The sequence below is a fragment of the Mesorhizobium sp. M7D.F.Ca.US.004.03.1.1 genome (genome assembly GCF_003998635.1).
GTDB lineage: Bacteria > Pseudomonadota > Alphaproteobacteria > Rhizobiales > Rhizobiaceae > Mesorhizobium > Mesorhizobium loti.
The window spans coordinates 1-14,849 of sequence record NZ_RZQG01000055.1; the positions used below are offsets into that span (position 1 = coordinate 1).

Sequence of the window (14,849 nt, forward strand, 5' to 3'; positions counted from 1 at the left end):
TGCTCAGGCTGGCCGTGACCGGCGAGCGAGTAGCGGCAGCACCTGACGCAAGTCCGGAGGCCTTCGCAGCCACCGTTTGGGACTCCGGACTTGAGCAGGCAGGCGACCTTGCCGACAGCGTAGCGACGCTTGAGGCTGCCAGAGCCGACCTTCAGGGCAAGGTTGTTGACGCGGCGTGGAGCACCGAGGTGGCCGCGGCGCGGCAGGCGCTCGCCACACACACGGGAATATTGAAAGCATTGAACGGCGACTACCGTCGCGCCACAGCACTTGCGCGGACTATTGTGGTCGACCCTAGCGCGCCTGCGACGCAGATAGTTGGTCTCCTCGACCTTTTGATGAAGGGTCAGGCTGCCGCAGCAAGAGTCCGCGAAGGCGACGCTTTTGGCCGTTCCGCCTTCGGGGCAGATTGGCGTGGGGAGCGATCGGCTTCCGCGCCACTGCTCGCGCTAGTGGAGTGGATGCGGACTCTACGAGGGCTAGGCCCCGAACCTCGGATTATCGCCGGCCGGATGGCGGAACGCTCCGAGGCCGGTGCGCGTGCAGCGCGCGTTCGCAAGGTTATCGAAATCGGTCGGCCAATTATCGAAGGTTTCTGGAACGATCTCGGGCACCTCGCGTCATCCATGCTAGGCGACGTGGCTTCCGCCGAGCGGGCCTCGCTGCAACTGATGGAAGCGAAGGCGAGCACTGTAGCTCAAGCCGATGATGCGTCACGACAGGTTCTGACTGACGTTCCGGATCTAATCACTGAGCGGGTGGAGCTACTGCGCCGACTAGGCAGACTACAAGCACTTGCTCAAGGGATCGATGCGGGAGAGAGCCTTGGCAAGTTCGTATTCGGCTCGTCGTGGCACGGTCGAGGATCCGATTGGGCCGCTCTCACGCAAGCCGAGCTTTGGCTGAAAGAAAATGGCTCGATCCGACATCTGGCTGCGCGGTTGCCTGAAAGAATCGAGATCGCAAACTCGGCACGTTCAGCACGTGAAGCGGCCCAAGCGGCAGCGCGGGAATTGAAGGCGCTTACAGGGGATTTGAAAGCCGATGCTCCCTCCTTGTTTGGAGTAGTCGATTTTCCGGACGTCGCGATAGGCGAGGTCGTTTCTCGGCTGCAGGGTTGGCTCGATCATCAGGAGCAGCTCTCGAAATGGGTTGCCTATGAAGAGCGATCCGAAACGGCCCGAAAGGCTGGACTGGGACAGTTGATAGACGGCCTAGCCAACGGCCAGATTACAACAGGATCGGCTCGATCAGTTTTTGATATGGCCTACTACGAACGAATGTTTCTGGCGATGGCGACCGATGAGCCGGAGCTGGCAAGGTTCGACGGGGAACTGCATTCCAGGGCTGTACGTGACTTCGCAGATCTGGACCGCCAGCGCATCAAGGCCGGCGCCATCGAAGTTGTAACGGCTCATCACCGGAAAATTCCTTCAAGAGACGGCGGAGCTGGACCTGTCGGACTGCTTCGTTCTGAGATGGCGCGCAGACGAGGCCACATGCCCATCCGGCAATTGATGCAGAAGGCAGGCCCTGCCATCCAGGCGCTGAAGCCAGTGTTCATGATGAGCCCGCTTTCGGTGGCGCAATTCCTGTCGCCCGGCCGGATGTCCTTCGATCTGCTCGTGATGGACGAGGCGTCTCAGATCCAGCCCGTGGACGCACTTGGCTCGGTCGCCAGGGCCAGTCAGGTGGTCGTCGTTGGCGACGAACGCCAACTGCCACCCACGACATTCTTCGCGAAGATGACAGGCTCGCAGTCTGAAGATGACGAGGGTGAGGGCGCGCAGGTCGCCGACATTGAAAGCATCCTCGGCCTGTTCACGGCCCGCGGCTTGCCGCAGCGTATGCTGCGCTGGCACTACCGTAGCCGTCACCAATCTCTAATCGCAGTATCGAACAGCCAGTTCTACGAGAACCGGCTTTTCATCGTGCCAAGCCCTTATACCCAAGAGGCAGGTATGGGGTTGCGGTTTCATCATGTGCCGGAGGGGGTCTTCGATTCCGGCGGCACAGGAACCAATCCGGTAGAGGCGAGAGCAGTAGCGGAGGCGATCATCCGTCATGCGAAGGTGAACCCGCAAGAGACTCTAGGCGTTGCAACATTTTCGGTTAGCCAACGCCGCGCGATCCAGGATGAACTCGAAGCGCTGCGGCGACTAAATCCCGACACCGAGGAATTCTTTCACGCTCATCCAAGCGAGCCATTCTTCGTCAAGAACCTCGAAAATGTTCAAGGCGATGAGCGCGACGTGATCATGATCTCGGTGGGGTATGCCAAGAATGCCCAGGGATACATGGCCATGCGTTTCGGCCCTCTTGGCGCGGAAGGCGGCGAGCGTCGGCTCAACGTCCTCATAAGCCGCGCCAAGCGCAGCTGCGAAGTATTCGCGTCCATCACAGACGAGGACATCGACCTGGAGCGTGGCAAAGGGAAAGGCATCTTCGCCTTCAAGCTCTTCTTGCACTACGCGAGAACAGGGCGAATTTCGCTTGCCCAAGTCACGGTTCGCGAAATGGATTCAATCTTTGTAGAACAGGTAGCCAACGCGCTGATCGAAATGGGTTATCAGGTTCATGCTCAAGTGGGCATTGCCGGCTTCTTCATCGACCTCGCAGTTGCGGATCCAGAGAGGCCAGGCCGCTATATTCTTGGCATCGAATGCGATGGCGCAGAATATCACTCATCTCGCTCGGCCAGAGATCGAGACCGGCTTCGGCAGTCGGTTCTGGAAGACCATGGTTGGATCATCCATCGCATCTGGAGCGCTGACTGGTTCCAACGGCCTCGTGAGCAGCTGGAGCGAACCATACTAGCGATTGAGGCCGCCAGAAAAGAACTCGATGAGCGGGCCGAATTGGGGGTCCAGAGAAATCGAGCTGTAGCCGTGCAGGTTGTTACGGTCGACCGAGGCAACGTGACGGAAATCGGTCTCGAAAGCACAAACGGATCCGAGACACCCAATCGAGCCTACGAAGAGGCCGAACTAAAGCGACCGGGATCGTTCGAACTCCACGAGACGCCCAGCGGAATCATGGCCGGACTGGTCGAGCAGGTCGTGGCTACAGAAACGCCAATCCATGTCGACGAAATAGTTTCGCGTATTCGGGACGCCTGGGGTCTGCAGCGGGCCGGTGGCAGGATTCAGGATGCAATCGAGCGGGGGGTAAGCATAGCACAGAGAGGTGGTTCAGTAGCCCGTCGAGGCAACTTCTGCTTCAAGCCAGGTGTTCCTGTTCGTCTCAGGGATCGCAGTGGGGTCGTGTCCGCTGGATTGCGCAAGCCCGAAATGATTGCGCAGGACGAGGTCGCCCAAGGCGCTATGGAAGTCGTGAAATCCAACCTCGGTGCGACAGAGGAAGAAATCGCCACAGGCGTTGCCAGGATGCTGGGCTTCAAAGCCACAAGCGCACAATTAAGGCAGCTGATTTCAGCTGGGGTCGCCGATTTGGTTGCCAAAGGAGTGTTACGGTCCCAAGACGGCTTGTTGGTGGCCGGCGAATCCGCGAGCGAGAAATTAGCTGAAGTGTAACGGGGCGCTGCAGCGCCCTCGTTGCAATTTCTGTCGAAGCTCGGAACACCTCTTTTGCTGGCGGAGGCCGAATGGCATTTCGATTCGTACACACGGCCGATATTCATCTCGACTCGCCGCTTCGTTCGCTGGCGATGCGAAATCCCGATCTTGCCGGGCTGGTGGGCGACGCCAGCCGCCAGGCATTCGTTTCGATAGTGGATCTCTGCCTTGAGGAACGTGTGGCCGCGTTGGTCATTGCTGGCGACCTATACGATGGCGACCAGACTTCAATGAAGACAGCGCGGTTCTTGGGCGCGCAGATGACACGCCTGCACCAGGCCGGCATCATGGTTTTCAAGATCCGCGGTAATCATGACGCCCTGTCGCGGATTTCCAAACAGCTGGTATTTCCCGACACCGTTACCATCTTTGGTGGTCGTGCTCAGTCGGTATTGCAGACAGCCGGCGGTCTGGACGTCGTATTCCATGGTTTGAGCTTTGCGAACCCTAAGGCGCCGGACAGCCTGTTAACCAAATATCCGGCGGCTCGTGAAGGGGCCGTCAACATAGGCATCATGCATACCAGTCTGGCTGGATCGCCAGGTCACGACGTTTACGCGCCCTGCAGCATCGCTGACTTGCACGCCCACGGTTTCGACTATTGGGCCCTCGGCCACATCCATGCTCGCCAAGTCCATCCTGGCGCCAGTGCCGTGGTGATGCCGGGAATACCGCAGGGGAGGGATATCAACGAGGCCGGTGAGAAATCAGTCACCCTGGTGACGGTGCGCCACGACCGTTCGGTGGAGATCGAGGAACGGCTGACCAGCGTTGCGCAGTTCGAACGGGTGAGCGTCGACCTTACCGGAGCGGTGGAGTGGCCCGAGGCCGTCGCGCGTGTTCGCTTCGCACTCGAAGAGATGCGGGCAACCGTCCGATCGCGTCATGCTGTGGCTCGCATTGGCCTGACAGGAACGTCACCACTGATGTGGGCGCTGATCCGCGACAGGGACCTCCTTCTTGCCGAAGCCGAACAGGCTGCGGAACAGCTAGGCCATACGTGGGTGGAGAAGCTCGAGCTTGACCTCGCGCCGCCTCGGACGGAGACCGCCGAGGATATTGCTGATCCGATTTTCGAACTCGAGCAATCAATGCGTGCCGATGCCACCTCGGAGGCCTTCCGCGCTGAGGCGAGGGCGTTCGTCCAAAAGATGGTCGCCGACCTTCCGGCCGACGGGCGGGATTTTGCTGGGACGGACGAAGCCGGGCTGGAACAGTTCCTCGATCAGGTGCTTTCCAAGGGCGCGGACTTGGTGACTGCCCGCCTTAAGGCCGGTGGATCGTCATGAGGTTGCGGCGCCTTGACCTCATTCGTTATGGAAAGTTCACCGATCGTTCGATCGACTTCGGACCCAAACCGGAATCCGGACCTGATCTGCATATCGTGTTTGGCCTGAATGAGGCCGGCAAATCGACTGCGCTTTCGGCCTATCTAGACTTGCTGTTCGGCATCGAGGAACGGAGCCGCTACAACTTCCTGCACGAGTACAGTGCCATGCGCATCGGCGGGGTGCTGGAACTGGCCGGCTCCGAACACACGTTCACGCGTACGAAACAGCGCAGTAATTCGCTATTGAATGCGACGGGCCAACCGGTAAGCGAGGTGGCGATCACGGCGCATCTCGCCGGTCTGTCGCGCGACGCCTACACGACGATGTTCTCACTCGATGACGAGACGTTGGAAGCCGGCGGAAAATCTATCCTGGAGTCGCGGGGCGACCTCGGCAAGCTTCTGTTCACGGCCAGCGCCGGTCTTGGGAACGCAAGTGATACGTTGAACGCCCTCGAGGCCGAAGCAGACGCTCTGTATCGGAAGCAGGCGCATGGAACCGAACTGGCGCTGTTGAAGAAGCGCCTTGTTGACGTAAAGTCGCGCAGGGATGCGATCGACACCCTTGCATCAACCTACGAGGGCCTGGAGGCCGAACGTCTCGATGCAGCGCAGCAGTACGGCCGAACCATCAGCGATCGGGCGGTGCTGGTGGCCAGGCTGGATACCTTTGCTCGTTACGTGCGTGCTGCGCCGATGCTGGCGGATATCCGGCGCAAGATTGCCCGGCTGGATCAGCTGCCGGACATCGCCTCCCCAGCCCGGACATCGACGGGAAGTGTCACCGAACTGATCGATGACGATGCCAGCCTCAGAACGCGGCTGTCCGCAAACATCGACGAGACCGAGCGCCTGGCGGAAAAAGTCACTGCGGTCGACGAGGACGAACCGATCCTGTCGATTTCCGAACGCATTCGCGGGCTGGCGGAGAGCAAGGTGCGCCATACCGCGGCTGGCTTTGACTTGCCCACTCGCAGGATGGAGCTGCAAATCCTCAACAACAGCGTGGCGAGCTGCCTTGCCGCCTTGGGCCGATCTTCCGAGGCGGATCCTGGCGCGCTGCTTCTGCCTGCCGTCACCGTTGGCGTCGTTCGCGCCATGGTCGAGCAGAGGTCCGGGATTGCTACCGGGATGCGTGCCGCTCGCGACGAAGCCGCGGCGGCACTCGATGCGCTGCAGGTGGCAAGGCAGCGGGTCGGCGAGGAAAGGGCGGTGCCCGAACCTGCCAGGGCAAGGCTGGGCTCGGCTTTGTCGAAAGCGCGAGCAAGCGGACACCAGGCAGAGATTAGGACGGCTCGCGAGGCGGAAGATGCGGGAACAATCCGATGGAAGGCGGCGCTCGCGCGCTTGCGTCCATGGAACGGAGATGCCCTCGCTCTCGCCAACGTCGCGGTTCCGAGCGCCGGGCAGATTGCCGCCTGGAAGACGGTAGCGTCAGAACTGGCAAGGAACACCGCCGTACTTGCCGAACGCCTTGCTGAATACGAGGGCAACCATGCCATGCTCGCCGCACGATTGGATGCCCTTCGTGCCTCGGGCGACATTGTCGACGATGAAGCGGCTACCGCCATCCGCCGAGTTCGCGATGATGCGTGGGCAACGCACCGCGCAGCGCTGACCGGTGACACCGCTGACGACTTCGCCGTGGCATTGGCGCGCGATGACATTGCCAGCGCAGGCCGGCTGGCCGGCGCGGCGGATCTGGCTGAGATCCGGGCAACTACGCGCGAGCTGGCCGAGGCCGCGGCCAACCTGTCACGCAACGGCATCCAACGCACACAGCTCGGCAAGGATGTGGATACCCAATTGTTGGAAATCCGCGCGGCCGCCAGGGACCTGCTCGGAGACGCCGTGGAACCTTCGTCTGAGCGCCTGATCGAAAGGATCGAGGATCAGATCGAGGCGCGCAGCGATGCGCTCGCTGCCTGGGAGCAGATCGAACTTGCTCGCTTGAAGGCCGAGCGAGCCGCTGACGCCGGCGAGCAGATACGCTTGGAAATGAGAGCAGTGCTGGGAAGCGTCGGCATTGTATCAGAGTCCAACGACACCCTCGAAGCAATCATGGCCATCGCGGAGCCGTTTCTGGATCGGCAGCGCAAGGTGGACGCCGAGTATGCCGAGGCGCTCAGAATGGTGAGCTCCAAAGAAGAGGATCTAGCGGCACGACGGGTTGCAGTAGGTGTGGCGGAGCGTCGCGAGGAGGAATGGCTGGCCGGCATTACCGAAGCACTCAAGGGAACTTGGCTCGAAAGCGGGCTCTCCGCATCCGGCGTCGGCACTGTGCTCGATCAATTGGCCGAACTTTCAAGAAGCCTGCAGGAACGGGACGACCTGCAGCTGCGTATCGACAAGATGGAGGCCGACAGGGCCAATTTTCTGGTCGAGGTCATCGCCGTTGCGGTTGAAGCCGACGAGCCGACGAAGGATACCGACCCGGAGCAGTTGGCCATCCGCCTTGCCGAGCGCCTAGAGCGTGCCGAGCGGACACGTGAAACGAAGGCAAGCCTCGGCAACGACCTGAAGCGCCTCAAGGAGGCGCGCGACATCCTCGACACTGAGATTTTGGCACACGAACGCCGCAAGAACGAGGTGCTGGGCGTCTTTGGTGTCGCCACTCTGCCCGAGGTAGTCGAACGCGATGAGCTGTTGCGTGAGCGCGATGGCTTGCGCACCACCGTCGCCGAACTTGAGGAACGGATAGTGGCGGAGCTCGCGGTCGACGGATTCGAGCAGGCCCGCTCGATCCTGGACGCGATCGATTTCGACGGCCTCGCGGTCGAGAAGGCTGAGGGTGAGCAGCGGCTTCGCCTGTTCGATGAAACCATCCAGCAACAGCTGATCCGGCAGACGCGCGCGGCCGACAAGCTGGACGCCATCGGCGGTGATAGTGCGGTTGCACGCCTGGATGCTGAACGGCGCACAACCCTGCTGGAAATCGAGGAGAAGGCCGTTCGCTACATAGAGCTGAAGCTTGGCATCATGTCGGCTGGCAATGCTTTGCGGATCTACCGTGAGAGCCATCGCTCCGGCATGATGGCGCGCGCATCAGACGCGTTCAAGCTAATGACGCGTGGCCAGTATTCGGGGCTGACAACCCAGCCTGTAAGAGGTGGTGAGGTTCTCATTGCTGTGCAGGGTGACGGGCAATCCAAGGTCACCGAAGCGCTTTCAAAGGGTGCACGATTTCAGCTGTACCTTGCCCTAAGACTCGCCGGTTATTACGAGTTCGCGCAATTTCGGCCCTCGGTCCCATTCGTCGCCGACGACATCATGGAGACGTTCGACCATATTCGCTCGGAGGAGGTTTTCAGGCTGTTCGGAGCGATGGCAAACACAGGTCAGGTCATCTACCTGACGCACCATAAGCATCTATGTGAAATAGCTGAGGCTGTCGTACCGGGAACGAGGATCCATCAACTCGCACAGTAATTTTCTCCGGAATACGTGAACGAACCAGTGAAGGACGCCGAATTTGACGGCAAGTATGCGCCCAAAGTCAGACGTTCCGGCAAACTTCGCGTTCGTCCAAAAGCGGACATATCGCCCGAGCCATAGACGGCCCCGATGTGCCCATAATGGACGTCCTGCAAATTCATTGTCCTGCCGAATCTGGACTTCGAGAGCTGGCCCTAAACAGCAATTGTATCGCGCCTAGCCGTCCTATCGCCGGGGCGCCAATTGTAAACAACGGCGAACTATACCAATATCGTTACTGGCTTCTTCCGGTGCGACTCGGGAGAACGGGATGGGCAATGAACGCGAAGACGCAAACGGGAAAACACAGCGCCGCTGGCCAATACCTCGGCTATGCGCTTCAACCTGTACGCCTTTGCTTTCACCTGCTCAACGCGCCTAGCGGCGCCTTGGTCTCTCTTGAACATTTAGACGATGTGGCGGTTCACCTGGTCGGCGGCGAAGTCGTTCTTGAGCAAAGCAAGAGCGCACTGAAGCAAAATCCGATATCCGACTGGGCTGCGGACCTGTGGAAGTCTCTGGCCAACTGGCTCAGCTTCATGGCGGCGGGAGAGATCGACCCGGCGACCAGCCATTTCCGGCTATATGTCACACCGGTGAAGGCGGGTGCCTTCGCGATCGCGCTGAACGACGCGAAAACAGATGCCGACGTGGAGGCGCTGGTCGCTAACCTCGCCAAAGCCCACAGCAAGCTGAAAGCTGCACCGGCATGCGACGCCGACGTCCAAGCTTTCCTGAACGCTGATGCGGCTCATTGCGCCGCCTTGGTCAAGAATCTCGCCGTTATCAGCGTCGATGCAGATCCCGTCGATCCGATACGCGCGATCTTCAAGCCGACGGTCTCTCCGCTCATCATCGACCTAGTGTGCGAACGCGCGATCGGCGCTGCGAAGGAGGCGGCGGACAGGCTGATTAGAGCTGGCAAGCCCGCCATCTTGGACGTGGACGCGTTTCAGGCCGAGCAAAGAGCATTTGTTCAGAAGAACAACCTTCCAGGGCTGCTGTCGTCTTTCACCAAGCAACCGCCTGTCGAGGCCATCGAACAATTGATCGCCGACCGTCCCGCCTTCGTCCGCCAACTCGAGCTGATCGAGGTGGGAGACGAAGCGTGCGTCCGGGCTGTTAGCGATTACCTTAGGACGCTCGCCGACATCTCGATCTGGGGCGAAAGCGGGCTAATCTTTGAGAAGAACCTAAGTGACTGGGACGATGATCTTGTCGGTCGCTATGAGCACGTCAGTGCAGAGGTGCACGACATACAGGCCGGACACCCCGCAACGGTTCGTGGTAGAATAGTTTACAGGCGCTGCGCGCAGTTGCAGCCTCCACTCGATGGTCGAGTCGTCCCCGGTCATTTCGTCCACGGATCATTCAACGCCCTTGCCCACGGCCTGCGCCTCGGCTGGCATCCCGACTACCAGACTCTTTTGGAGCCAGCGACTTGATTGAGGCTGGCCGATCGCACCTACCGCTCAGCGACCTCGCCCTTGTCCAGAATCCAGGACTTGGGGCTTTCGCATTGTGGCAATTTGGCCAAGGTTTCCAGGCTGAGGACGAACGTCCAGCGCCGTTCGCCTTGGCGTTTCTCGTGCTGCCAATCGTCCTGCATCGCGCAACGCTCGAAATCGTGACTTCGACAAACCGACCCTCTGGACTGGCGCTCTTCGCGGCCAAGCTCGGGAAGGAACGGGAACAACTCCTCGCCGTCCACGAGCGAGCGCTGCTGCTGCGTACTCTGACATTGCAATCGGCCGCTGTCGGTGTGAGCGGGCGGCTGCTGTCCGTGGATTACAAGGATGCTACTTTAAGAGCAAACGTACCAGAACCGAAACCGAGGAGGCTCGTCCTTCCAGAGCGCGTCAAGCACCTCGGACCTGCCTCGGAGAAATTGGGTTTCTGGTTTTCGAACCTGGGGACCGCGCAGGTGGCCAACCTGTTACGGGTGGAGTTCTAGATGTATTTCCAGCTTCGAAAACTGATCCTTTGGCCCCGCAATGGTGCAGCGCCGCGGGTCGTCAAGTTCGAGCCCGGTGTCGTCAACGTCATCAGCGGCGCGTCGAAGACCGGGAAGTCCGCCGTTATCCCTATTGTTGATTACTGTCTGGGCTCGGAGAAATGCGCGATTCCGGTGGGCGTAATCCGCGAGAACTGCAGCTGGTTCGGCATTCTGATCGAGACGCTGGAGGGCGAAAAGCTCTTGGCGCGACGCGAACCGGGGGACCAACAGAGCACAGGCGACATGGTGCTGCTGGAGGGCGCACAGGTCGAAATTCCGGAGACGATCACCGACAAGACCACCAATGTCGACACGGTCAAGCGCGCGATGAACCGCCTGGCAGGACTGACTGACCTCGACTTCGAACCAGGTACAGAGAATGGATTCAAGCAAAGGCCAAGCTTCCGCGACCTCATGGCCTTCACGTTCCAACCTCAGAACGTGATCGCCAATCCCGACGTGATGTTTTTCAAGGCCGATACGACGGAACACCGGGAGAAGCTAAAGACCATCTTCCCGTACGTTCTGGGCGCGGTCACGGCAAAGATTCTCCAGGCGCGGTTTGAGATCGATCGGCTCCAGCGCAACCTCCGCCGGAAGGAGGCTGAGCTACGCGCGATCGTGTCGGCAACTGGCGCTTGGCGGGCGGAGGCGGAGGCGTGGCTGCGTCAGGCAGTCGAACTTGGCCTAGTCGATTCCTCCACTGAAGTGCCGAAGGACTGGAGTGACGTTGTTGACCTGCTTCGGCGCGTGTCGAACAGCAACTCAAGTCTTGCTCGACCAAGCCTGGCCGGCATCGATGTGGTGCTGACGCGTCTGGAAACCCTTCGTGCGTCGGAAACTGAAATCGCCGCGCGACTTACCGAGCATCGTCAGCGCCTGAACGAACTGCGCCGTCTGGTGGAGAGCAGCGAGGCGTACGGCGACGCCATGCGCATCCAACGTGACCGCTTGGACCTTTCCACGTGGCTGAGGGACTTGGCCGACGAGTTCGCCGATCCGTTGGTCGCACTCGGGGACGGCGGCCGCGAGAAGGTCTTGGCCCTTTGCGACAACCTCGGCGGTCTGGAGATCCGACTGCGGACCCACCCTGCGATGTCTAACACGCTTGACAAGGAAATCCTGCGCCAGCGCGGCGCCGCTGAAGCGGTCCTATCTGAGTTGAACGATGTCCGTAGCGAGATAGCGGTGCTGGAACGGGACTCTGACGTCGCCCGAGACGAGGCCAATCGCTTCGATAGGCTTGAGCGCTTCCTCGGTCGATTGGAGCAGGCGTTGCACGTCTACGACCGCGCCGACCAGTCGTCGGATTTGCGGCAGGAACTCACCTCGCTGCAGGCCGATATTGCAACGCTGCAAAAGACGATCTCCGAGGCCGACATCCAGCGCAAGCTATTCAACGCGTTGCACCAAGTCTCCCATCATGCCAATCGGCTGATTCCGCAGCTTGACGCGGAGTGGCCCGAGGCCCCGATTAGGCTGTTGATTGAAGACCTGACCGTCAAGGTGACTAGGGGAACGCGTGAGGACTACCTGTGGGAGATTGGCAGCGGCGCCAATTGGCTCGCGTATCACGTCGCACTAATGCTTGCGCTGCAGCACTACTTCCTGGCCGAACCTCATCACCCAGTCCCTGGTCAGCTGATCTTCGACCAACCTAGCCAAGTCTATTTTCCTAAGCGGGCGGCGGGCGACGAGGGCCCCGACCTCATCGCGTGGAGGGATCAGGACGTGGTCGCCGTCAGGAAGGTCTTTGCGCTCCTAGGCGCTGAGGTCATGGCCGCGAAAGGTCGCCTCCAGATCATCGTGCTGGATCATGCAGATGAGGACGTCTGGGGCAAGCTTCCCGGAGTCAAGTTGATTGAGGAATGGCGTGGACAGGCCCTCGTGCCTCAGGCTTGGATTGCCGCCGCATCTTCCAACGGTGGATAATAATCTGCTGCCAGAGGAGAAGGCATGGCGAACGTGGACGAGATCAACCGTCTGACGGCCCTTGGCTTGAACGTCATCACAGCCATGGATGTCGCGGAAGGAAAACTAGACGAAGCCTTCGAGGTCGCCCGCGCTCAGGAGAAACGCAAGGTCGACATCTGGTGCAAAGGAAGAAAGAACATTCCGGTTGCACTGACTGCGATATGGGACTGCGATCCTGCAAACTTCTATCTCGCGTTCGACGGCGATGATCCCAGCGACCACGCTTCGACGGATTTCATTCTTATCGACGCTGATGTCACTGACGTTGGCGGCAGGCTTACCTACGCCGCCAGCAGGGACAAGGGTCCTTGGCATCAACGTTACAAGAGCAAGAGCTGTGGGATCGCCTACCGATGGCTGCATGGCCGCGGTGTCACACCGCCTTTGCTCGGCGAGTACCAAGGCCAAGTTCACATCGTAGGAGGCATGCACCGCTTCCATCTTGCCAAGCACTATGGGACGACGCGCATGCCATTCCTCGTCCGGAGGGCCGAACTAGCCGCAGTAATGGCGTTGATCCCCTCGGCGACCGACACCGCCAACTCGTAATGGCGGGGACTGCAGAAAAGAAGCGAATGAGTTGCGAACTTACCGGGATCACTCCCCGAAAGCTGACCGACGGCTTCCGGCCCCGTTGCGGCCATTCTTACTCCCGCACTTTGGCTTTTCCAGCGCTAAACCGGCCTTGGGCGATGAATGGAAACGGTCAGATGTTCCCGGTCTGTGCTCGAAAAGTCGCATAAAAGGGCAGACTGGTGTGACGTCCGGAATTATTGGGCCTTTCACGGGTTTACCGGTCCCGAATTATCGGTTGCTGGCGGGCGGGCTATGCGATTGAAAACAGGAGAGTTTTCTGGCTAAGGGTGGGGTTTCAGACTGAGTTTACCAATGCCCTTAATGACGATTAATTCTGGATTGGCATCAGGTGATTGGGTTTGCGCAGAATATAGCCGCCCTTATTGGTAAACCCGCTCACGGTCGACAACGGATTGGTCAACCTAGGACGACAGGATTGGTAAACCGGAGCCGCCCTATCGACGAAGGTCTAGCTTGGCGCATTCACTGTCGCCGGTAGGCAGATATTCGGGCGACAATCGGGACCAGCGTGCGACGCCGCCAAGCGTGAGACACGTCGGCTACGCCGCAAATCGACACGGTTTGACCGGGCGCAATACCGCACCGATCTTCTAATCTCGGCTTAATTCCGGAGAGAGGCAGATAATTCCGGACGCCACACTGATTGGTAACCTAAGGCCACCCACCACGCGGATTGGTAGCCCACAGGAATAGGTTTGGTAACCCTTATCGAGTGAGGGCCGCTCGTACCTTTCGGCGGGTTCGTTTCAGTTCTAAGCCCGGCTTAATTCTGGACAACGACAGATAATTCTGGACGGCACAGTGGAACTCAACGCGTTGTAAGGATGGCATAGAGAAGCAGTAGCCCTCCAGTCTCGCTACTGGAAAAATTCTGGAAAATGGGTCTGCTTGGCTGGACGCAGAACGTTGTGATTATTCAGCCGGCATTTCTGAAGCTTCTCGAACACAAACAGCTTGCCTTCGCGCACGCTATCTTCGAGCGACTTCGCCTTCGCCAGATGCGCCGCAATCGCGCTGGCCAGCATGCAACCTGTTCCGCGCATCGATATAGCAAGGCGCGGCGTGTCGAAGTGGATGGGTTCATGATCGGAGCGTAACAGAATATCGGCCGATCGGGGACCCGACGCGTGCCCACCCTTGATCAGCAGGGCCTGAGGGCCGACGGCCTGCAGTCTTTGTCCTTGTTGGAGCGCACCGTCCTCATCCGAAGCCGGTTCGGAACCAGTAAGGAGCGCCAGTTCAGGAAGGTTGGGCGTGACAATGCAGCAAAGCGGCATCAAATCGCGCTTCATGGCAGCGATAGCGCCTGCTTCCAGAAGTGCGCGGCCTGAGGTGGAGGCCAGCACAGGGTCGAGTACTGCCGGCACTTGCGGAAATTTGCGCAGCACTGCGGCAACGGCAACAATGATCTTGGCAGTCGCCAGCATGCCGATCTTGATTGTGGCTACGTCGTTGGCCTGTAGCGCGGCACACATCTGATTGGCCACCATGCTGGGTGGCGAATGATGGATTTCGATCACGGCGTCGTGCGTTTGCACCGTTAGCGCTGTGACGGCGAGACAGGTGCGCACGCCAACGGCAGAGATCGTCTCGATGTCGCGTGCTATTCCAGCACCCCCGCTGGAATCTGATCCGCCAACGACAAGCACATGCGGTTCTCGTCTCATCGCCATCGGTCCGTCTTTTCGATCCATTCTCGCGTGCGCGCTTCGGGGTCGAAGCTCAACGTGATGTCCGTGACCACTGCGGCGCTGTTGGCGCCGGCCTCAAAGACGCCGTCGAGGCGGTCGGGGTTGAGGCCGCCGATGGCGACCAATGGGATCGGCGCCACCCGCCGCTTCCACTCGCTGATCCGCTCTAGCCCTTGCGGTGCCCACTTCATTTTCTTCAAAGTGGTGGGATA

9 protein-coding genes are annotated in these 14,849 nt (G+C 59.8%); 7 read left to right on the plus strand and 2 right to left on the minus strand.

The window, feature by feature from the left end:
- Positions 1-14: 14 nt before the first annotated feature.
- The 7 genes from EN935_RS05935 (at position 15) to EN935_RS05965 (ending at position 12,898) form a co-directional block, all read left to right on the plus strand.
- The gene (locus EN935_RS05935; RefSeq protein ID WP_245488883.1) at positions 15-3,533 is read left to right on the plus strand and encodes a DUF3320 domain-containing protein; all 3,519 of its coding nucleotides are present in this window, start codon (positions 15-17) and stop codon (positions 3,531-3,533) included.
- Between the two features lie 71 nt (positions 3,534-3,604).
- Positions 3,605-4,864 carry a DNA repair exonuclease gene (locus tag EN935_RS05940; protein ID WP_063169423.1) on the plus strand — a complete coding sequence of 420 codons (1,260 nt, stop codon included), beginning with the start codon at positions 3,605-3,607 and terminating at the stop codon, positions 4,862-4,864.
- Positions 4,861-8,334 (plus strand): AAA family ATPase, encoded by a 3,474-nt coding sequence (locus tag EN935_RS05945; protein WP_063169422.1) that lies wholly within the window; start codon positions 4,861-4,863, stop codon positions 8,332-8,334. The genes EN935_RS05940 and EN935_RS05945 overlap by 4 nt, the downstream gene beginning before the upstream one ends.
- Before the next feature lie 323 nt (positions 8,335-8,657).
- A complete protein-coding gene (locus EN935_RS05950) occupies positions 8,658-9,824 on the plus strand; it encodes an ABC-three component system protein (RefSeq protein WP_063169421.1) in 1,167 nt (388 codons plus the stop codon).
- A complete protein-coding gene (locus EN935_RS05955; protein ID WP_063169420.1) occupies positions 9,821-10,333 on the plus strand; it encodes a three component ABC system middle component in 513 nt (170 codons plus the stop codon). Before EN935_RS05950 ends, EN935_RS05955 begins: the two co-directional genes overlap by 4 nt.
- On the plus strand, positions 10,334-12,307 hold the full coding sequence (locus EN935_RS05960) for a DUF3732 domain-containing protein (RefSeq protein WP_063169419.1): 1,974 nt from the start codon (positions 10,334-10,336) through the stop codon (positions 12,305-12,307).
- 24 nt (positions 12,308-12,331) lie between these two features.
- Complete coding sequence (locus EN935_RS05965) at positions 12,332-12,898, plus strand: hypothetical protein (protein ID WP_063169418.1); 567 nt, start codon at positions 12,332-12,334, stop codon at positions 12,896-12,898.
- A gap of 905 nt (positions 12,899-13,803) precedes the next feature.
- Here EN935_RS05965 and EN935_RS05970 read toward each other — a convergent pair.
- Both EN935_RS05970 and EN935_RS05975 read right to left on the minus strand, forming a co-directional pair.
- Positions 13,804-14,619, minus strand: coding sequence for a hydroxymethylpyrimidine/phosphomethylpyrimidine kinase (locus EN935_RS05970; protein WP_063169417.1), 816 nt, complete (start codon positions 14,617-14,619; stop codon positions 13,804-13,806).
- A partial coding sequence (locus tag EN935_RS05975) for a thiamine phosphate synthase (protein WP_206534499.1) occupies positions 14,610-14,849 on the minus strand: 240 nt, incomplete at its 5' end. The genes EN935_RS05975 and EN935_RS05970, both read right to left, overlap by 10 nt.